Source organism: Bacillus chungangensis (genome assembly GCF_030812995.1).
GTDB lineage: Bacteria > Bacillota > Bacilli > Bacillales > Bacillaceae_C > Bacillus_CF > Bacillus_CF chungangensis.
The window spans coordinates 169,718-191,630 of sequence record NZ_JAUSTT010000005.1 but is presented as its reverse complement, the minus strand read 5'-3'; the positions used below and the strand labels follow the sequence as shown (position 1 = coordinate 191,630).

Below are 21,913 nucleotides of genomic sequence, written 5' to 3'. Positions count from 1 at the left end.
ATTTTCCTTATTCAGAATAATCGATTTTTTTATAAAGAAAGGAGCAATGTTCATGTCTACTGCGACACCGGCATTTCAAAGCAAGTTAGATCCTGTTACGTTTGAGGTTTTGAAAAACGCGTTTGTGAATCTTGTTGATCAAATGTCTGAGCAAGTGCTTCGTACATGTTATTCTTTCGTTATTTATAACCGTGATTTTAGTTCAGCTCTCTGTGATGCGAAAGGCAATACTGTGATGCAGGGAACACAGGATATTTCCGTTCATGTCGGGACACTGCACTTGACAGCACAAGCAGTACTCGAAGATTTCCCTGCAGATATTCAGCCTGGGGATATTTTTCTTATTAACGACCCGTACAGAGGCGGTACTCATTTTAACGATACAAGAGTAGTGAAGCCTGTATTTTACAACGAGAACATGATTGCGATGATGCAAGTAAATGGACATTGGGCTGATGTCGGCGGTTCTGTACCGGGATCGTTTGATATTAAGTCAAAGGATCATTATGGGGAAGGAATGAGAATCCCACCGATTAGAATATACCGGAAAGGTGAATATTTGCAAGATGTAGCGAATCTTCTCGTTTCGAACATGCGGGTGCCAGCAGAACGATTAGGTGATTTGCGTTCGCAAGTAGAAGCGACAAAAGTAGGTGAACAGCAATTAATCTCGTTAATTGAAAAATATGGCCTAGAAACGGTACTCATTGCTTTTGAAGAGGTGCAGGATTATGTAGAGCGTTTAACGAGGGCGAAATTAAGAGAACTTCCTAATGGCACGTGGGAATCCGAAGATTATATCGATATGGACCCCGATATAGGAGACGGGTTAATTCCAATCAGAGTGAAAATGACCATAAAAGAAGATGAAGTCGTTTACGATTTAAGTGATTCTCATCCATACATTGGCTGCTTTTTAAATGCTGGCTATGGCGCATCTTTATCTGCAGTTTACGCTGGAACGAAAACCTTTTTCCCCGATATTCCGTTGAATTCAGGTTTTTATCGTGTCGTCCATGTTCATTTGCCGGAAAATTCTGTTGTAAATGCGCCATGGCCAATTGCAGTGACGGGTTTTTGTTCTGGCGCCTATGAAAAGGTGATGAATACTTGTTTTGAATTATGGTCTCATCTTATTCCAGATCGTGCACTTGCTTGCTCCTTTAATCTTGAGTATCTATTAATCGGTGGCTGGGACACAAGAAAGGCGCAAAAAAAATATTTTATGTGGTATGACTGGATGGCAGGCGGCCATGGAGGCAGACATGACCGCGATGGAGCGAATGCACTTTCCCCAGTATTTGGTGTCGGTTTAAGCATTCAACCTTGTGAAGGGCAGGAACGTTTGTCTCCCGTTGTGACGACAAAGCATGAAATGATGATTGACTCAGGGGGGCCTGGCCAATATCGTGGCGGCTGCGGTGTCGAAAAAGGCGGCACACTGACAAAGATTGAAAATACAGTCATGTCTTATTGCTGTGATCGTGCGAGGTCTGTGACATGGGGACTATTTGGCGGGCTTCCTTCTTCTCCAAATGGCGCTTGGTTAAATGCAGATAGAGAGGATCAAACATTTTTAGGAGCGATTTTTTCCAATGTACAAGTGAAATACGGTGATTCTTTCACACGTCCATCTGCGGGCGGCGGGGGACTAGGCGATCCACTAAAACGTGATGTTAATGCGGTGTTGGAAGATGTGATAGATGAATATGTATCCATCGAACGAGCAGAAAAAGATTATGGTGTCGTCATTCGTGAAATTGATCGTGAAATAGACTTGTTTGAGATTGATGAAGAAGCAACAAAAACTGCTCGTGCATATATTCGGGTCAATCGCAAAAAATGGTTGGAAGAAAGAGTGGAGAGAATAGAGGATATGTATTTGAACGGTGAAATTGACGAACTCGACTTAATTCGGAAATACGGTGTCGTCTTCGATCATAAGACGAACAAAGTGCTGCCAAAATCAACGGCGCAATATCGCAGTATGATGAAAAGGCGGACGGTTGCTTATTGGGAATGAATGATTCTTTACAAAGATAAGAACAAATGGATAAACCGGTTTTCTTCCAAAGTAAAAGTGTTTTACTATGTATTTTGGAGAGGCTGGTTTTTTCTCATGCATAACAATCCAGTTTTAAATTCTTTTCTTTAACAGCACAACAAGATAAAACCTCGGACAATAAACAGCTTGATTTGGCTTATGCATTACTCATTTGGTTTATAAACCAATGAATTTAGCTTATACTTCGCTCATTCCGGCTTATCAATTGATAACTCGCTTGCTTATTTCCTTTCATCACTCGCTTAAAGTAGCTAAATCCAATTAAACCGGACGCGGCCGCTTTTATGTCTTTTGTTGTGTTCTTGGCGTACTATTTATTTTTTTTCCTGTCACATTTTCGTGTAGCTCGTTCGTTGTATAGGGTAAAGGGGGTGAATAATTTGGATGATGCTGATCTACGTCAGATTATTGCTGATGTATTAGATGGTGATATTGAAAAATTTGAGAAAATCATGCAAGTATATCAAAAATCGATTTTTCTTTATTGTTATCATATGCTAGGCAATTATTCTGAGGCTGAGGACAGCGGACAAGAAGTGTTTTTAAAGACATTTCGCAACTTAAAGAAGTATAACCAAGATATCCCGTTTGGCGCTTGGTTGTATAAGATTGCCTATAATCAATGTATTGATGTGATTCGAAGGCGAAAACTGGCAAAATATCTTCCTTTCTTTTATCGCGATGAGAAGGAGAATAAACCCGTAGATCTACAGATTGAAGCCAATTATTTTGATGAATACGTCCATCAGGCAATGTTGAGATTATCAGCTGAAGAGCGGAACTTGTTAATTTTACGCTGTGTTGAGGAGAAGAGTTATCAAGAAATTAGTTTAATTCTTAACCAAAGCAACGCCAATCTGCGAAAAAAATACGAGCGGTCGGCGGCAAAATTCCGTAAGTACTATGCTCAAGTGAAGGGAGTGGAACAATATGAGATTGGACGATGATAAGGACTTAAGAAAACTTTTTTATGACCAACAGCTCCCCGATGTTGACTTGACTGGAAAGGTAATGAAGAAACTATATGCGGAACAGAAAGAAAAAGCGCGATTTTTTGTGAGATATAAAGTAAGTTTGGTGGTAGTAGCAGTAATGTTGTTTACGGTATCAACAGGTTTAGCAGCAGTTCACTATAATATATTAACAAACAAGCAAGGTGAAGTAGTCTATGAGGTAAAACCATCGAAAAAGGATCAATTTTCATATAATAAAGAAGAAATGAACCGCGTAGCGATGAGCCATCAATTAGCGGAGGAGTTGTTACAAGCTGGTTCAGCAGCTATGTTTTATATCGATTTACACAATCCAACAAAGCAAACAGATATTAGACGTAAGCATGAAACCTTTACCGATGTGTCAGCACTCCGTACCAAAATGGCAGACCATTCGGCTAAGATTTTGGACAGTGTGAAAGATTTTAAATTTGAAAATGCAAATGTCTCCTTTGATCCAGTGCTTCCTAAAGACAAGGAGGCTGCAACTGAAGAGCTGCGAAAGCAAGCAGAGGAATCAAATGCAGGTTATGCAATGATGCCTTTAGAACTATCAAAAGATAATTGGAATATTGTTAGCTCATATGAGAAGGAAGAGAAGAGAATATATGTTAATATCGCCAAATCTGATGAGTTAACTACGGTATACATGCCTGAGGAATTTGATGTAAAAATGGAAAAAATCTCTGTAAAGGGAGTAGAAATGCTTTACGGGGAATCCAAAGAAGCAAAAAGTATTACATTTATCGATAAACATAATATTCAATACTATATCGACGCTCAAGCAGGTACATTAAACAAAGGTGACTTAATTAAGTTAGCCGAGACATACCTGCAATAATCGTTTAGTTTAGGAATGGGGACAAGTTACAAATCCTGGGTTACTGACATGTAAAACGATGATAAACGAGCATAATCGTCCGTTTTTTTTAAAGTAGACAATTTATGTATATTATTTCATTGCAATTTTTTAAAAGGTATTAATAAAGTAGTTATCAGTTGAATGATAGATGTATAAGTCCACAAAATAAATAGGATCAAATTTTCATAGTAAAAAAATATGATGGAAATGATATAAATTATCTTTACGTGATAGTTGATGTGTATTCCCTTTTCGTAGTAAGGAGAAACAACTACAAACATGATTCTTTTTTTATTTTTACTGTCACATTTTAGTGTACATGATTCGTTATATAGGGTAAAAGGGGGTGAATAATATGGATGGATGTTGATCTACGTCAGATTTTTGAGTTGGCGCTTGGTTGTATAAGATTGTCTACAATTAAATGTATTGATGTGGTTGCAAGTGTAAACTGGTAAAAATATTTCTTTCTTTTATCGAGAAAAGAAGGAAAAATAACCCCGTAGATCTACGGATTGAAGCTAATTATTTTGATGAATACGTACATCAGGCAATGTCTTATATTATCAGCAGAGATATGCTGAACAAAAAGAAAAGGAGCGATATTTTTATGAAATATAAAGTAGGTTTGTTGGTAGCAGCAGGAATGTTGTTTACGACATCAACAGGTTTAGCAGCGGTGGACTATCAATCATTAACAAACAAGCAGGGTGAAGTAGTCTATGAGGTAAAACCATCGAAAAAGGATCAATTTTCATATAATAAAGAAGAAATGAACCGCGTAGCGATGAGCCATCAATTAGCGGAGGAGTTGTTACAATCTGGTTCAGCAGCTATGTTTTATATCGATTTACACAATCCAACAAAGCAAACAGATATTAGACGTAAGCATGAAACCTTTACCGATGTGTCAGCACTCCGTACCAAAATGGCAGACCATTCGGCTAAGATTTTGGACAGTGTGAAAGATTTTAAATTTGAAAATGCAAATGTCTCCTTTGATCCAGTGCTTCCTAAAGACAAGGAGGCTGCAACTGAAGAGCTGCGAAAGCAAGCAGAGGAATCAAATGCAGGTTATGCAATGATGCCTTTAGAACTATCTAAAGATAATTGGAATATTGTTAGCTCATACGAGAAGGACGAGAAGAGAATTTATGTTAATATCGCCAAATCTGATGAGTTAACTACGGTATACATGCCTGAGGAATTTGATGTAAAAATGGAAAAAATCTCTGTAAAGGGAGTAGAAATGCTTTACGGGGAATCCAAAGAAGCAAAAAGCATTACATTTATCGATAAACATAATATTCAATACCATATCGACGCTCAAGCAGGTACATTAAACAAAGGCGACTTAATTAAGCTAGCCGAGACATACCTGCAATAATCGTTTAATTTATACATGATCTGGAATGAGGACAAGCTACTTCCTTGGTCACTGACATGTAAAATAAATTATAAAATAGCATAAAATTGTCAAGGTGGGGACGTTGTTTAGTAATTGGAATAATCCATTGGGTTTTTAAGAGGCGGGTAAAAGTGAATGCTTGCCATCTTATCGGGGGTGATCGATTACATCTGGATTATTCTTTCATTGGAGCCTTAGAAGGAGTGTTCTCGTATGTGTAAAATACTCTATGATAATTTTATGCTTCCAGGCATATATCATGAAAAGAGACCTTCTTATGGATAAGATTAGATAATAATTTTTTAGTAGGGCTCTTTAGAGCCTTACTAAAAAAGTGGAGGCCACTAATCAATACCACGGTAGTGGAATAAGCGTACATCAGTAGAGCACTGAAAGTATTGGTTTTATCACTATGTCGAGAAGTTCTTACATAAGTTGAAAAAATTTGCTCATTTCGTGTATAATAAAGATACAAGAATGAATATACTAAAAAAGGCTGCCAATGTTGTCGCATAAGCAGCCATGCAATAGAAAGTTCCCTTCAAAGGGGATCGACCTATTTAAAGTGAATTGCAAAAAATCCACCCGAAATTTGAGTCGTGACCTCAAGGGTGGATTATTTCTTTTCTTTTATGACTAAGACGAGCATTGTAAAAGTAATCATAAGTTGAAGAGACTCGTATATAGTCATACTAAGCACCCCCTTTCTTTGGGGAGTGCCGATCCACCGATGAGGCATCTTTCTATTAAGCTGATAATATCATAGAAATAGAACGAAAAACTAGCTCTCCGCATAAAAAAACAAAATTTTTCAACAAATTAATTTACAAACGGGCGATCATTCGCTACACTATACATATCATCGTAAAAAGTAATTTGTGTTCTGCCTGAACACATTTTAAAGCGCTTTCATTATCATGTATTTTCTTCTAAAGTACAAGTGTTTTACTATGTATTTTGGAGAGGCTGGTTTTTTCTTATGCAATAACAATCCAATATCAAAATTCGTTTCTTTAACAACAAAACAAGATAAATGAACCTCGGACTATAAACAGCTTGATTTGGCTTATACTTCGCTCATTTAGTTTATAAACCAATGTAAAATAAATATAAAATATCACTAGCGTTGCATAAATATTGTTATAATATTTCGTCAATATCTTTTCTTCATTTTTTGCCAAAAAGACAAAACCTAAAGAAAAGGTGACACTGTCCATTTGGTAAATATATACATTTACATACTGAGCAACTACGACATTTGCATGATTAAGGGGCTGCTCTTGCCGAGACTCGACGCAGCCAAATGTAATCTGGCTTCCATATTGCTGCTTTCAGTCAACGACTAATTTGCAGAATGGATTTATTGCTTTTCATTTTTAAACGGATGAGCACGTGTAAACAATAAACGATCAGAGCCAAGAAGATTTGATTTTGAATAGCCGTTTCACTCATACCATAAAATTTTTTGATCCTAACATGTTGCTTTAACCATTTGAAAAATAACTCTATGGCCCAGCGTGAACGGTAAATTTGACTAATCTTTTCGGCAGGAAGATCGAATCTATTCGTGATTAAAAATAGAATCGTTCCTTTCGTGTCTTTAACTTCAAGAATACGAAACACATTTTCAGCACGATTCTGTGAAGTGCCTAGAACAACCATTTTATCTGATAAAACAGGACTTTTCTTTAGGAAGAGTAAAGTATTCTATTTCACGAAAGACTGCGTTTTTCTTCAGTCTTGAAACGAAAAAAAATCCATCATCCATCATTCTATCGAAACGCTCATAGTCTACATATCCACGGTCAAATACATACATCGCTCCTCGCTCCACAAGTACTTCCAGCTGCCTGCGATCATGTTCATTGGCTGTAGTGATAACAGCTTTATCGGGATATTCTGCAATAATTAATGCAATTCTAGTGATAAAATATATAAAATCGGGGACATATCTTTACTATCAAACTAGTAAATGGCATAAGCCAATGGGGTTATTTAAGACTGGGTAAAAGTGAAATCCTACCATCTTATCGGTAGCGATCGATTATGTGTGGATAAAAGATGTGGTCTCCCTCCCTATCCGAGAGACCACATACTTCATTATTAAGCTATCGTTCCTAATTAGTGGACACGTTTGCTTCTTTTATCATAAGGTTCCCAGTTATCTATATATATTACTTTAAATGGATCGGGTGCTGACACCGCTTAAAGTTATTCGAAACCGGAAAAGGAATTGTATCATATACATATCCCATTGAAGGCTTATGTTCTTTGGTATCATATAGGTCACATTTCATCGATATCGATTACTGACATCCCGATAAGGTTTCAACTAACCTATTCTCTCTTCTTATTCAATTCTTTCAATCCACAAACCTAGATTTTCGGCTTCAACAAATTCTTCTATTCTTTTCTTCTCTTAGTACTATTAATGTAACAAGCAATTATTTAAAAATGATGAAGATGTGATGGAGATGTGATGGAGATGTGAAAAGGATTTAATTGCAGTGATTGTGGAAGGAAAAAAACAGAAAGAGGGAGGGTTTTGAATGGGAATTGAGATGTTTCAACAAATTGAAGAAAGTGAAACTTCCATATTGGAATAATAACAATAGATACAGATCGCTTTTATGTTTTTCCTGCCTAATGGTTGTATTTAACTGGGTTTCCGAAAAGAATTCTCCCACTTCAATCAGACCGTAAGGTCGATAAGTGGTGAGTAGTTCACGAATGTTTGGAGTTTATTTATTTTATTTTACTGTCTCATTTTATTGGGTTTTCATTTTTTAATAAGAAAAAACCGCGCTGAGGCGGTTAATCAAGCTTTATGGATTTGTTTTATGCAATTCTTGGTGATTAGTATCATCTGAAATTTGTTCATTAGGACCAATCTTTATTGAAGTCGCTACATTTAAACCAAGTATTACACTAGCGATAATGAAGGTACCTAGTAAACCATATCCAATTGATTTTTTAAGCTTAGAATTTCCTTTTATGATCAATGCAATACTTGTAATACCAACTAATAAAAATATTAACACCATGTTTTTATCTCCTTTCGTCTACGAACGAAAAACTTAAGTCACCACTACTATTAATATGTTCGGGACGAAAAAAAGTTATTATGAAATTTATTAAGGCGATAATTTATATTCTGAATCTCCATCATACCAGGCTTTAAGCCAGATTCTAGGGTAAAGATTCTGAAAATCTTGGCCAATAATAGCTAATCTAAAATGTCCTTGAACATCTGATTCATAAAAATTATAATTTTTACCGCCCCTTTGATTATCTTTAGTTAAACCTTTAAATTCCCAACCTACACCATATACTGATTGATGATAAGTTCTATTTGCGGCTGTTAAGTATCTACCATCACTTGTCCAGTAAATGTCATGCTCTAATCTGTATAGTTCATTACCCAAAACTCCTGCCCCAGCAATAAATTTCCCAATTCTATAGCTTTGACCTGCAGTAGAGACATCATCTTGAACAAAATCTCCAACTACTGTATCTACTTGAATAAGAGAAACTTTTAGAGCTAGTGCTAAATCATTAGGAAGTACAGCAATCTTTCCAACCAGCTCATCGTTACTTAATGCCTCTTGCTCCAAATGTTGAATAATTTGCGTAGCCTGACTGGCAAAATCTTGAACACTTTTTCTCTCTGTATCAGATAATTCTTTCCATACAGCAGTTGCGTCCTCACTCTCAACTAAAACTCTAGCTAAATACTTCCCCTGATCTTCAGGTTGAGCAAATACCGTCGCAGCAGACATAGTCATTAACAAAGTAACTGATAATACAAATGAAAAGACTTTTTTTCATTATTTGTTCCTCCTTTAAGTTTTTGGGAATAAACAATAACAACTACTAACATGTATCACAATTAGAGTTTAAATATGATCACCTCCTGCTACACTTTCTATTTGCTGATAAGATGCCTTCATTAGTATATAACGAACTAACACCATAAAATATAACGAAATAAATTGAAAATAGTATTTTAGGGCTAAGAAGAACATATAACTTTACAAGAGTGTCTGTCTTTTATATAAGATTCAAAATATAAATGTCTTCTCACTAGGAGATAGTTAGAAGTACGTTTATGACAACTTGATTTGGACAAATCCTCTCTGAGGAAAAGCTGTCAATTACATTTTATTGTTAAACATTTACTATTTAAAACAAGATTTATTGGGAAGCATCTTAGCCTTACTTCACCACGCTAATTTAATTTCAATGCCCTATTTTCAAGAAGGTGTTATGTAATACGACTAGATAGAATGAGGAAAGTAGAACAAGAAACTATATGCTTTTCCTGACTAACGAAGATGGGAAATTATAGTGAAGCAGTTTACAAAGGATAGAAGAATGTATTTCTTGTCATTTATGCTCCGTATATAGCTTTAGGAGCAGCGTTCTCACATCAGTTGAAAAAATTTGCTCATTTCGTGTATAATAAAGATACAAGAATGAATATACTAAAAAAGGCTGCCAATGTTGTCGCATTAGCAGCCATGCAATAGAAAGTTCCCTTCAAAGGGGATCGACCTAATTGGGGATTAAAAATCCACCCAAATTGAGTCATGACCTCAAGGGTGGATTATTTCTTTTCTTTTATGACTAAGACGAGCATTGTAAAAGTAATCATAAGTTGGAGTGACTCGTATATAGTCATACTAAACACCCCCTTTCTTTAGGGAGTGCCGATCCACCGATGAGGCATCTTTCTATTAAGCTAATGATAGCATAGAAATGGAACGAAAAACTAGCTCTCCGATTGAAAAAACAAAATTTTTAAACAAATCAGTTTACAAACGGCCGATCATTCGCTACACTATACTTATCATCATAAAAAAGTAATTTGTGTTCTGCCTGAACACATTTTAAAGCGCTTTCATATCATGTATTTTAAAGTATTATTTTAACAACGCGGCATAGAGATGATGATAACGAGTTTAATAATAATTAGTCATAACTGTTAAATCTGTTTACAATTCACGCCAGGATTGTTCCAGCAGATTACAAGCCAGTTTTCACCCAATGCAAGCATCTTCAAGATGCTTAATGGGAGAGGACTGGCTTTTTTGTTATCTCATCACTTCATGCAAGGTTCTTGTGGTTTCTTAATGTGTGTCAAATCCCGAGCTGGCACGGGCGCTGGATTACGAATGGGGAGGGAAGAGAGCTGTTAGGAGCATTAGAAGGAGTGAGAGTATTAGATTTATCAAGGGTATTGGCTGGGCCTCTTTGTACGATGATTCTAGGGGATTTAGGGGCTGACATTATAAAGGTAGAAGCTCCGGGCGGCAGTGATGATACCCGAACGTGGGGGCCGCCATTTAAAGAAGGTGTTAGTGCTTATTATTTATGTGCAAATCGCAATAAAAAGAGTATTACCGTTAACTTAAAAACCGATGAAGGCATTCGTATTATTAAAAAGTTGGTTCGAGAAAGCGATGTGGTCGTCAATAATTTTAAAGTCGGTACAATGGAACGGCTTGGTCTCGGCTACGAAGTATTAAAAGAGGTTAATCCTGGTATTGTTTATTGCTCGATTACAGGTTTTGGTGAAAGTGGCCCTTACAAAGATTTGCCTGGATATGACTATATTATTCAGGCGATGAGCGGATTAATGAGTATTACAGGTACGGATGAATCTGGGCCGCAGAAAGTAGGCGTTGCCATCACCGATATTTTAACAGGTTTGTATGCATGTATTGGCATTCAGGCAGCTTTACTAGAAAAAGAACAATCTGGTGTTGGCCAATCAGTAGATATTTCACTTTTTGATGCAGGGATTAGCGCATTAGTGAATATTGCCAGCAATTATTTGATGTCAGGCAAGATTCCACAAAGACTTGGAAATACCCATGCAAATATCGTTCCGTACCAAATGTTTTCGACCGCAGATGGTGAAATGGTCATTGCAATCGGAAATGATCGGCAATTTGCCGTCTTTTGTTCACTTATCGGCAAAGAGGAGCTGGCAAGTGATCCACGGTTTCAAACGAATGCAAGTCGGGTTGCAAACCGCCAATTATTGATTCCAATTCTACAGGAAGTGCTGGCGCAAAAAGCAACCGCAGATTGGCAGCAGTTGTGCCATCAGCACGGCATTCCTTGCGGTCCGATAAACAATTTGCAGCAATTATTTCAAGACCCGCAAGTGCAAGCAAGGGAAATGGTTGTCACAAGCGAGCATCCTGTTGCTGGAGAAATCAAACTAGTTGGAAGTCCATTGAAACTATCAAAAAATCCCGTACAGGTAAGGCATCATCCGCCTTCTCCTGGGGAGCATACAGCGTCTTTGTTAAGCAAGTTGGGGTATACCGAACAGGAAATAAAGAGTTTACAAGCAAATCAAACGATATAGGAGTGGTGTTACATGATGAATTTTGATCTTTCAGAGGAGCAAGTATTACTGCGGAATACAGTAAGAAGCTTTGTTGATAAGGAAATAATGCCTTACATTAGCGAGTGGGATTCGAAAGGCCATTTTGAACCTGCCATTATGAAGCGGTTAGCTGATCTTGGGTTAATGGGCGTCTGTATACCAGAAGCTTATGGCGGCAGTGGGATGGATTATAATTCGCTGGCAATTGTCTGCGAGGAGCTTGAGAGGGGAGATACAGCATTCAGAACAGCAGTTTCTGTTCACACTGGGTTGAATAGCATGACGCTGCTGCAATGGGGGTCTGAAGAGCAGAAGCAAAAATACCTGGCACCGCAAGCAAAAGGAGAAAAGATCGGCGCCTTTGGACTGACAGAGCCAGGAGCTGGTTCAGATGTTGCCGCTTTAGCATCAACTGCTGTTAAAAATGGTGACCATTATGTATTAAACGGTCAAAAAACGTGGATTTCCTTATGTGACGTTGCTGACCACTTCATTGTGTTTGCCTATACAGATAAAAGCAAAAAGCATCATGGTATTTCAGCATTTATCGTTGAAAGAACAATGCCGGGATTTTCTTCTAAAGCGATAAAAGGCAAGTTTGGGATCCGTGCTGGAAATACCGGTGAGATTTTCTTTGATCATATGAAAATACCGAAAGAGAATTTACTTGGCGAAGAAGGAGAAGGCTTTAAAATTGCGATGTCTGCACTTGATAATGGCCGTTTTACAGTGGCGGCTGGTGCATGTGGTTTAATTATGGCTTCGTTAGAGGCAAGTGTGAAATATTGCCACGAGCGGCAAACTTTTGGCAAAGAGATTGGGAGGCATCAGCTTGTCCAGCAAATGATCGCAAACATGGAAGCTGGCTTGCAAATGAGCAGACTCCTCGTATATAAAGCAGGAGAACTTAAAAATAAAGGGAAGCGAAATACACGAGAAACGTCGTTAGCAAAATGGCAGGCTTGTGACTTTGCCAACAAAGCCGCTGACGATGCTGTGCAAATCCATGGAGCTTATGGGTATTCCGATGAGTATCCAGTTGCTCGTTATTTGCGCAATTCGAAAGCACCTGTTATTTATGAAGGCACTCGGGAAATTCATAAGGTCATGCAAGCGGAATATGTGCTTGGATATCGTGCTGACAAGCAGCTCAATCAGATGCTGCCTGCATGGCCATTTGAAATGGAGTCAGTTGTTCCACAGTGATGATAGATTCCGCTGTGACAGAGCAAATTAAAGAAAATGAAGCAGCATTCAGCAAGGAGATACCAATCTATGTACAATCAGGTAGGGAAAGCCCCCTATCTGATTCCTCTCATTTTAAGAGAAAAGGAGAATGTAATGTCACCATCACAAAATCTAAATAAAGTTTTATCAAGAGTAGACGTACTTGTCTTAGCATTTGGTGCAATGATTGGCTGGGGCTGGGTTGTACTTTCAGGGGATTGGATATTAAAAGCTGGTTCGATTGGGGCGATGTTTGCATTTGTTGCTGGAGGCATTCTTGTCATATTTGTAGGGCTAACATATGCAGAATTAACGACTGCGCTGCCGAAAGCTGGAGGTGCTCATCACTTCGTCAAAGAAGGACTTGGACGAAGAGCAGCCTTTTTTGTTTCTTGGGCGCTATTGTTTGGGTATATTTCTGTTTCAGCGTTTGAAGCAGTTGCACTTCCGACTGTTATTGAATATATTTTTCCCCATTATCAAGTTGGCTACATGTGGACGATCGCAGGCTGGGATGTATATGCATCGTGGGCAGCAGTAGGCGTGATTGGAGCGGTTCTTGTCACCTTTATTAATTGGATAGGGGTAAAGCAAGCTGCTGTTTTACAAATCGTTCTTACTGTTATTTTAGCTTTAGTAGGCTTGATGCTTATATTTGGCGCGGCGGTTGGCGGAGACGTTCAGCATATGAATCCACTGTTTATAGGAGGGGCAGCTGGTTTAATGGGGGTCATGATTATGACGCCATTTATGTTTGTTGGTTTTGATGTGATACCGCAAGTAGCTGAGGAAATGAATATACCGATGAAGATGATTGGCAAGATTCTCCTAGTATCAGTTGCCTTGGCTGTGATCTGGTATATGTTGATTATTTTAGGCGTTTCTCTCTCTCTTCCTCCGCCATTTCTGTTAACAGCTAATTTGGCAACAGCCGATGCAATGGGGGCAGTTTTCGGCTCGCCATTTTTTGCAAAAGTCTTAATATTCGGTGGTGTAGCAGGAATTTTAACAAGTTGGAATGCATTTATGATTGGTTCTAGCAGAATTATCTATGCAATGGCTAAGGACGGCATGCTGCCGCAATGGTTTGGCCGCATTCATCCAACATACAAGACACCTGGAAATGCCATTTTGACTGTCGGCCTGCTTTCAGCGTTAAGTCCATTGCTAGGTAGACCTGCACTTGCTTGGTTTGTCAATGCAGGAGGATTAGCAATTGTTTTTGCTTATTTGCTTGTCGCTTTGTCCTTTATTGTTTTGCGAAAAACACGAGCTGATTTAGATCGCCCCTTCAGAGCAGGAAAGACGAGGGTGATTGGCTGGATTGCACTTTTACTAAGCATCGGTTTTGTTGTGATGTATATGCCTGGGATGCCAGCATCATTAATTTGGCCCTATGAATGGATGATCACTCTTGCATGGTGGATAGTTGGTCTAATGCTTTTTGTTAAGAGCATTTTTTCATCATTATCACCAGCAAGACTGCATAAACATTCAGAGAAAACACATTAGGAGTGATTGATAATGATTGAAACAAAACGAAACACACAGGAATTAATTGATTTGGATCGCAAACATTTTATTCACCCAACTTCTTCTTTAAAAGAACAACAAGAAAATGGGCCAGCAATTATTTTTAAGGAAGGGAAAGGTGTCTATGTAACAGATGTAAATGGGAAGACATACATCGAAGGAATGGCTTCCTTATGGAACGTCAATCTTGGCTACGGGCGCAAAGAACTGGCAAAAGCAGCGAAAAAACAAATGGAAACACTCGCCTTTTCTTCCTGTTTTTCGTCGTTTAGCAACGAACCAGCCATTAGACTAGCAGCCAAAGTAGCGGAAATAACACCGGGAGATTTAAGCGGCGTTTTCTTTACTTCAGGTGGTTCGGAATCGAATGATACCGCTTACAAGTTAGTGAGGCATTATTGGAAACTGAAAGGCAAACCTAGTAAGAGGAAAATTATTTCGCGAGAGAAAGGCTACCATGGAGTGGCAGTTGGTTCTACAAGTGCTACAGGAATAGCTGATTTTCAAAACATGACGACTTCGCTTGCACCTGATTTCCTTCATGTTGAACCATTTTCAACTGCATCTGTACGTGCTGTCATTGAAAAGGAAGGAGCAGATACGATTGCTGCTTTTATCGCAGAACCTGTTCAAGGTGCTGGCGGCGTGAATATCCCGCCTCCAGGATATATGGAGGAAATTCGCCGCATTTGTGACGAATATGAGATTCTCTTTATAGTAGATGAAGTCATTACTGGCTTTGGCCGAACAGGTAAAATGTTTGCCTGTGAACATTGGGGCATTACACCAGATGTGATGTTATTAGCGAAAGGCATTACAAGTGGATACATCCCATTAGGGGCGGTTGTAGTTAGAGAGCATATCCACCAAGAGTTAATTGATCTTTCTGAAGGTGTTTTTCTCCATGGCTTTACGTACAGCGGCCATCCGACATCCTGTGCAGTTGGATTGAAAAATATTAGTCTATTTGAACAAGAGAATGTAGTAGAAAACGCACGGGAAATGGGAGATCTATTATATAAAGGTATGAAAGCACTTCAACAAGAATTTGAAATAGTAGGTGAGGTGCGAGCATTGGGGCTGATTGCTGCAATGGAGATTGTGAAAGATAAAAAAACAAATGAACGTTTCTCGAAAAAAATGTCAGCTAACATCATGGACGAAGCTCGAAAACGTGGCCTTATTTTACGTGTTGTCACTTTTGATGAAGCCGATACGCTTGTTATTGCTCCTCCGCTTATTATTAATAAGGAAGAAATGGCTGAATTGTTGGAAATTCTAAAAGCATCCATTTTGGAAGTAGAAAAACAAATCGTTGATTAGGAAGGAGTGGCAACATGGAATTAGATGGCCGTCTAGTGAACAGTATTTTTATCAATGGCGAGTGGCAAGCAGCAGCTTCAGGCAACATAAAAGATGTCTATAATCCATCAACAATGGAAAAAATCAAGGCATTTTCATATGGCGGCAAAACGGAAGCGAACGAAGCCGTCGAGGCAGCAAAGGCTGCATTTCCATTATGGTCAGCGAAGACTGCTAGAGAACGATCGACCCTATTATATAAAGCATATCACACGATGTTAGAAAGGAAAGAAGCAATCGCCACGATCCTAACGACAGAACAAGGCAAACCACTTGCTGAAGCGCGAGGGGAAATCGAATCGGCAGCGAGCTACTTATTATGGTATGCGGAGGAAGCGAATCGTTTATACGGGGAAACGATTCCTTCCTCTCATCCACATAAGCGCTTTTTTGTTATTCCACAGCCAATCGGTGTCATCGCAGCGATTACTCCTTGGAATTTCCCAGCTTCGATGATTACACGTAAACTTGGCCCTGCATTGGCAGCTGGCTGCACCGTTGTACTAAAGCCAGCAAGTCAAACACCGTTAACGGCGATCGCAATTGTAAAAGTGTTTGAAGATGCAGGCTTTCCAAAAGGCGTTCTTAATCTAGTAACAGGGGACGCAGCGGCTATCGGCGATGCGTTTATGGAGAATGAGGATGTTCGGCTTATTACCTTTACTGGTTCAACCGCAGTTGGCAAATTATTAATGCGAGGCAGTGCAGCCAATGTGAAAAAGCTTTCTCTTGAACTGGGTGGGCATGCACCGATTATTGTATTTGCGGATGCTGATCTTGATTTAGCTGTAAAGATGTCGCTGTTAAGTAAATTTAGAAATTGCGGCCAGACGTGTATTTGCGCTAATCGCATTTATGTTCACGACTCTATTGAAAAAGACTTTAGGGAAAAATTAATCAAGCAGCTAAAATTAATGAAGCTTGGAAATGGATTAGAAGAACAGGTGGAAATCGGGCCGCTTATTGATGAGCATGCAGTTCGTAAAGTGAAAGAGCAGGTGGACGATGCGCTAAGCAAGGGAGCGATACTGGAATATGGGGGAAAAGCTTGGAATGGCGAACTCCAGGGCCACTTTTTCGAACCGACTGTCATTTCAAATGTAACGGATGAGATGAAAGTGATGTCTGAAGAAACGTTTGGACCATTACTGCCTATTCAAACGTTTGATCAAGAGGCTGAAGCAATTGCAAAGGCCAATGATACACAGTATGGTTTAGCAGCATATTTGTTCACGGAAAATATCCATCGGGCACTGCGAGTGATGGAGAAGCTAGAGTATGGGATCATCGGCATCAATGATGTTTTCCCAGCTGCTGCAGAAGCGCCTTTTGGTGGTATAAAGCAATCGGGTCAAGGGAAAGAAGGTGGAAGAGAGGGCATCATTGAATTTGTTGAAATGAAATACGTTTCCATGGGCATAAAATGAAGATGATGAACAGCGATAGATGTAAAAAACCCTGCCATGATTTTGGCAGGGTTTTTTGTATAACAGACGCTTATATGGTCATTGATCTTATCTTCCTTAACTATATCAAATGGTATTTAAGCATTTTTTAGACATCCTTGCCTATAAAAAAGCAAAAAATAATATTGTTTAATAAATCTCACAAAAAATCGTTTTTGAGGTAAGTGTATGGTGCTATAAATAGTACGACTAGTAAATTTAGTCTCCTGTTAATATGGTCAAACGATAAAAATAGAACTATTAAACAATATTTTTTTCATTTATACTTAAAAAAACTCTAAGTAAAATACGGGAAGTGCTTGATCATGATTGATTCTTTAAAATCGGATTGTAAGAATTGCTTCGGGTTGTGCTGTGTAGCATTGCCTTATGCTAAATCAGCAGATTTTCCATTCAATAAAGACGGTGGGAAACCTTGCCAACACTTATGTTCCAATAATCGCTGCAATATACATGAACAATTGAGAGAAAAAGGTTTTCGTGGTTGTGTTTCTTATGAGTGTTTTGGAGCTGGGCAACATGTGTCACAGTTTATTTATAACGGCAATGATTGGCAAAATAACTCTGAACATGCCAGAGAAATGTTTGCAGTATTTCCTCTCGTTCAACAACTGCATGAAATGCTCTGGTATCTCAGTCAAGCTTTGGGTTTGAATGAAACAAACTCATTTCAATCGAGCTTGCAAAAAGTCTACGATGAAACGCTAAACCTAACGAAAAAAGCACCCAAAGAAATTTTAAAGTTGGATATACCCTCACATAGAAGAATTGTTAATGATTTACTAGTGAAAACAAGTGAAGTGTATCGCAAAGATGTGGTTAAAAAAAATAAAAAGAAAAAATTAAAGATAAGAATGGATTACTTAGGAGCAAATTTAAAAGGTGCTGATTTTAAAGGTGCCAATTTTAGAGGTGCACTATTAATTGCAGCTGATTTGAGGCATGCTGATTTAAGAAAAGTGGATTTTATTGGTGCCGACTTGAGAGATGCCGACCTAAGCAATGCAAACCTTGCAGATTGTCTCTTTTTAACACAATCTCAGGTAAACGCAGCTAATGGGAGTGTCAATACGATAATCCCAAGCTATTTAAAAACTCCAGCCCATTGGCTAAACTAACGCTAACTGAAGTTGTCGCACAGGTTCGTCTTTAGCCATAACCGCTTCTGGACGGATATGATTGAAAAAAATAAAGGGTCATGCATCTATCAATCAGCATGACCCTTTTATACGTTTATTTGCAAAAATAAATGTTTTAAAGCTAGTTTCTTTCTTTAAAAGCTTTTAATGTATTGAGTTTATGCATACGTGCGAAACTTTCTAATTCCTCCATGTCTGTTTTCTGTTTTAACATATTGATAATCGTATCGTGCTCATCAATGGATTTAGGCGTACGTTGTGGAAAAAAGGTGAAGCCTGTCCTTCTTACAGCGTCCATTCGGTCCCACATTTGCGTAATGTTTTGAATGAGCAGCTGATTTGGACAAAAAGTGTAAATCGTAAAATGAAAATCTCTATTTAACTCTCCTATTTGTTCTAACTCATAATTTTTTAGGAGTACTTTCATGTTGTTGTTTAGTGCCTCCAGTTTTTCAATCCCTAAACGCGTTATGTAAGGAGCACTTAAAACTGTGGCATAACCTTCTATTAATGCCAACACCTCAAGGATTTCCATATAAGCCTTGTCATTAATCCCCCGAACAACAGCACCAGAATTCGGTTTGTATTCAATCAGTTGATCCGATTCCAATTGGTGAATAGCTTCTCTAACCGGAATGTGACTTGAGCCAACCTCCTTTGCAATTTGGTCAATAATGATTCTTTGTCCAGGGACATATGTGCCATTTAATATTCTTTTACGTATCACTTCATAAGCATATTGGCGTTTATTTAACTTTTTATTCTCATTCATACTTAAAAATATATACGATTTTATATATTATTTCAACAAGATCAATGCCAAATCTAACAAACGCACTATATTTCAGTGATAACAACAATTTTAAATCATTTGATTTAATAAAACTTTCGGAATAAACGCTTGTAATCATATATAATTTGATATATGATAATCGGTAAGAAATCGCTTACATAATAGGTGTTAAATTGATAAACAGCAACTTTGTCTGAGCTTGCTATCGTATTTTAGTTCATTTCGGGAATTGTGCTCCTCGATCATTAGAGTCAAACACAAACAGCAGCTTGTAAGCATATTCATAAATTTCAGAGAAACCTATTAAAGGAGTGAAGTTCATGAACCAGAAGCAGAAAAGATTTTTCATCTATTTGCTGACAGCTTTAGGAATACTGCTTATGTCGGCTTGCGGCAAAGATGTTAAGAAAACAAACTCAGAACATAAGATTGAGCTTGATTTATCTCATCATTTTCCGCCGAATCATGAGCAAGAGACCGTTGTCGTTCAGGAGTTTATTCAAGAAGTGAGAGATGCAACAGATGGAAAAGTGCATATTACATCATACCCAGGCGCATCATTGGCTGCCCCTGATGCAACCTATGATTCAGTGGCAACTGGAGCAATTGATGTTGGTTTAACGGTACATAGCTATACACCAAATCAATTTCCTCTTACTTCTATCATGGAGCTTCCGTTTATGAGCAAAAGTGGGGTCGAGGGTTCAACATTGTTATGGAAGCTGTATGAAGAGTTTCCAGAATTGCAAGAAGAACATGCAGAAACAGTCCCATTATGGCTGGCAACATCAGAACCAGGGCAGTTGTTTACAGTTCACAAACAAGTGAAAAGCGTTGAGGATCTGAAAGGAATGAGAATACGTTCTCCTTCTCCGGAAGTGAATGAGTGGTTGACAGCGTTAGGAGCGACACCAGTTTCTATGTCAATGACAGAAGTGTATGAAGCGCTTGAGCGGGGTGTTGTTGATGGAACTTTGGGCCCTTGGCATACGCTGCTCGATCATAGTTTGCAAGATGTAGTCAACTATGTTACAGTTGGTGATTTTTATATGAGTACATTCTTTTCCGTTATGAGCAAAGAAGGATGGAACTTATTAGGTGCTGACAATCAACATGCGATGACGGAGATAATAGGAGAGAGAATGGCGATTGCTGCAGGTGAAAACTTTGACAAACGTGCAGAAGAGGCAAGGAAAGCGGCTGCTGAAAAAGGGATTCGCTTATACGAATTGGATGAAGCTGAAATGGCAGAATGGACTTTGCTTATGGAGCCAGTAATAGAAAAATGGATTAAAAAGATGGAAGATAAAGGCTTGCCAGGGCAAAAAATGTATGATCGTGCTTTAGAATTAAGCAAAAAGTAAGCTATTTAACGTAGTCTCGTTTAGTGAATTTATTGTTAATTTTCAGAAATATAACCTTGTAATCATATATCTTTTTATATATGATTATCTTATATCACTATTTTCACAGTGGAAAGTTGGTGTTAAAACAGAAAATAGTTACAAAGAGCCATAAATAAAAAAATGAATGTAAAAAGCCAGCCGCTATCACTGAAGAAAATGTATACGGGTAAATCAAGGAGTTGAAAAGTATTGAAACAGAACAATTATTCTCAAAAGATGCTCACAATTCTGTTCATGGCAGGAATGCTTCTACTCACAGCTTGTAGCAATAACGGCAGTGATCAAAGCAATAAAAAAGCAGCTACAACGTCAAAGCAGAAATCTAATCTTGATTTTTCTCATTTTTTTCCGCCTAATCATGAACAAGAAACGGTAGTTGTACAAGAATTTATTTCGCGAGTGACAGATGCAACTGATGGAAAGCTAAAGGTTACTTCCTATCCAGGAGCGTCATTGGCAGCACCTTCTGCCCAGTTTGATTCTGCTGCAGCAGGAGCCGTTGATATCGGGCTTAGTGTACATAGCTATACACCGAATCAATTTCCTTTATCATCGGTAATGGAGCTTCCATTTATTAGTGATAGTGGCGTACAAGGTTCTAAAGTTTTATGGCAGCTATATGAAGAGTTTCCCGAAATGCAGCAAGAATACGCGGAAGTCGTCCCATTATGGCTATATACATCAGAACCAGGTCAATTATTTACGGTTGGCAAGCCGGTAAAAAGTGTTGATGACCTGAAAGGAATGCGGATTCGCTCCCCATCCCCAGAAGTAAATGAATGGTTGACAGCACTTGGAGCATCACCTGTCTCGATGTCAATGAATGAGACGTACGAGGCATTAGAAAAAGGCGTCGTGGATGGAACAGTCGGCCCGTGGCACACGTTGCTCGATTATAGTCTTCATAGTGTTGTTGACTATGTAACCGTTGGAAATTTTTATATGAGTACTTTTTTTACTGTTATGAATACAGACAGCTATGATGCCTTAGGGGCAGAAAACCAAAAAGTATTGAAAGACATTACTGGAGAAAAAATGGGGGAAGTTGCTGGCGGCAATTTTGATAAACGTGCAGAAGAAGCAATAAAAACTGCCAAAGAGTCTGGAATTAAAATATATCAATTAAGCGATCAAGATATAGAAGAATGGAAGATATTGATTAATCCGACAATCGAAAAGTGGATTAAAAAGATGGAAGATAAAGGCTTGCCAGGACAAAAAATATATGATCGCGCATTGGAATTAAGTCAGAAGTAGATA

General features: G+C 38.4%; 17 protein-coding genes and 1 pseudogene. 12 read left to right on the top strand and 6 right to left on the bottom strand.

Features of this window, described 5'->3' with window-relative positions; genetic code table 11:
• The first annotated feature begins 52 nt into the window (after positions 1-52).
• The 4 genes from J2S08_RS05990 (at position 53) to J2S08_RS05975 (ending at position 5,306) form a co-directional block, all read left to right on the top strand.
• Complete coding sequence (locus J2S08_RS05990; protein WP_370875637.1) at positions 53-2,023, top strand: hydantoinase B/oxoprolinase family protein; 1,971 nt, start codon at positions 53-55, stop codon at positions 2,021-2,023.
• A 413-nt stretch (positions 2,024-2,436) separates the two neighbouring features.
• The gene (locus tag J2S08_RS05985; protein ID WP_307227629.1) at positions 2,437-3,012 is read left to right on the top strand and encodes an RNA polymerase sigma factor; all 576 of its coding nucleotides are present in this window, start codon (positions 2,437-2,439) and stop codon (positions 3,010-3,012) included.
• A complete protein-coding gene (locus J2S08_RS05980) occupies positions 2,996-3,898 on the top strand; it encodes a DUF4367 domain-containing protein (RefSeq protein WP_307227627.1) in 903 nt (300 codons plus the stop codon). The genes J2S08_RS05985 and J2S08_RS05980 overlap by 17 nt, the downstream gene beginning before the upstream one ends.
• Before the next feature lie 631 nt (positions 3,899-4,529).
• A complete protein-coding gene (locus J2S08_RS05975) occupies positions 4,530-5,306 on the top strand; it encodes a DUF4367 domain-containing protein (protein WP_307227625.1) in 777 nt (258 codons plus the stop codon).
• A 637-nt stretch (positions 5,307-5,943) separates the two neighbouring features.
• Here J2S08_RS05975 and J2S08_RS22455 read toward each other — a convergent pair.
• From J2S08_RS22455 to J2S08_RS22450, 5 genes and pseudogenes are all read right to left on the bottom strand, one after another.
• Entirely contained in the window at positions 5,944-6,018 is a 75-nt protein-coding gene (locus J2S08_RS22455; protein ID WP_370875641.1) for a putative holin-like toxin, read from the bottom strand.
• A 575-nt stretch (positions 6,019-6,593) separates the two neighbouring features.
• Positions 6,594-7,224, bottom strand: a pseudogene (locus J2S08_RS05970) (IS4 family transposase); the annotation flags it as partial.
• A 928-nt stretch (positions 7,225-8,152) separates the two neighbouring features.
• A complete protein-coding gene (locus J2S08_RS05965) occupies positions 8,153-8,371 on the bottom strand; it encodes a hypothetical protein (RefSeq protein WP_307227623.1) in 219 nt (72 codons plus the stop codon).
• 90 nt (positions 8,372-8,461) lie between these two features.
• Positions 8,462-9,112, bottom strand: a complete 651-nt coding sequence (locus J2S08_RS05960; RefSeq protein ID WP_307227621.1) for a hypothetical protein — start codon at positions 9,110-9,112, stop codon at positions 8,462-8,464.
• An 821-nt stretch (positions 9,113-9,933) separates the two neighbouring features.
• On the bottom strand, positions 9,934-10,008 hold the full coding sequence (locus tag J2S08_RS22450; protein WP_370875641.1) for a putative holin-like toxin: 75 nt from the start codon (positions 10,006-10,008) through the stop codon (positions 9,934-9,936).
• Positions 10,009-10,518: 510 nt separating this feature from the next.
• Here J2S08_RS22450 and J2S08_RS05955 point away from each other — a divergent pair.
• From J2S08_RS05955 to J2S08_RS05930, 6 genes are all read left to right on the top strand, one after another.
• Positions 10,519-11,706: a CaiB/BaiF CoA transferase family protein gene (locus J2S08_RS05955; protein WP_307227658.1), complete on the top strand. Its 1,188-nt coding sequence runs from the start codon at positions 10,519-10,521 to the stop codon at positions 11,704-11,706.
• A gap of 15 nt (positions 11,707-11,721) precedes the next feature.
• Complete coding sequence (locus tag J2S08_RS05950) at positions 11,722-12,933, top strand: acyl-CoA dehydrogenase family protein (protein ID WP_307227655.1); 1,212 nt, start codon at positions 11,722-11,724, stop codon at positions 12,931-12,933.
• Positions 12,934-13,068: 135 nt separating this feature from the next.
• Positions 13,069-14,466 (top strand): APC family permease, encoded by a 1,398-nt coding sequence (locus J2S08_RS05945; protein WP_307227653.1) that lies wholly within the window; start codon positions 13,069-13,071, stop codon positions 14,464-14,466.
• A gap of 12 nt (positions 14,467-14,478) precedes the next feature.
• Positions 14,479-15,810 (top strand): aminotransferase family protein, encoded by a 1,332-nt coding sequence (locus tag J2S08_RS05940; RefSeq protein WP_307227619.1) that lies wholly within the window; start codon positions 14,479-14,481, stop codon positions 15,808-15,810.
• Positions 15,811-15,824: 14 nt separating this feature from the next.
• Positions 15,825-17,276, top strand: coding sequence for an NAD-dependent succinate-semialdehyde dehydrogenase (locus J2S08_RS05935; protein WP_307227617.1), 1,452 nt, complete (start codon positions 15,825-15,827; stop codon positions 17,274-17,276).
• Positions 17,277-17,620: 344 nt separating this feature from the next.
• On the top strand, positions 17,621-18,433 hold the full coding sequence (locus J2S08_RS05930) for a pentapeptide repeat-containing protein (protein ID WP_307227615.1): 813 nt from the start codon (positions 17,621-17,623) through the stop codon (positions 18,431-18,433).
• A gap of 142 nt (positions 18,434-18,575) precedes the next feature.
• Here the strand turns inward: J2S08_RS05930 and J2S08_RS05925 are convergent, their stop codons facing one another.
• On the bottom strand, positions 18,576-19,226 hold the full coding sequence (locus tag J2S08_RS05925) for a GntR family transcriptional regulator (protein WP_307227613.1): 651 nt from the start codon (positions 19,224-19,226) through the stop codon (positions 18,576-18,578).
• Positions 19,227-19,567: 341 nt separating this feature from the next.
• On the opposite strand from J2S08_RS05925, the gene J2S08_RS05920 reads away from it, so the two are divergent.
• Together J2S08_RS05920 and J2S08_RS05915 are read left to right on the top strand one after the other, a co-directional pair.
• Positions 19,568-20,611 (top strand): TRAP transporter substrate-binding protein, encoded by a 1,044-nt coding sequence (locus tag J2S08_RS05920; RefSeq protein WP_307227612.1) that lies wholly within the window; start codon positions 19,568-19,570, stop codon positions 20,609-20,611.
• Between the two features lie 231 nt (positions 20,612-20,842).
• Positions 20,843-21,910 (top strand): TRAP transporter substrate-binding protein, encoded by a 1,068-nt coding sequence (locus J2S08_RS05915; RefSeq protein ID WP_307227610.1) that lies wholly within the window; start codon positions 20,843-20,845, stop codon positions 21,908-21,910.
• Positions 21,911-21,913 lie beyond the last annotated feature (3 nt).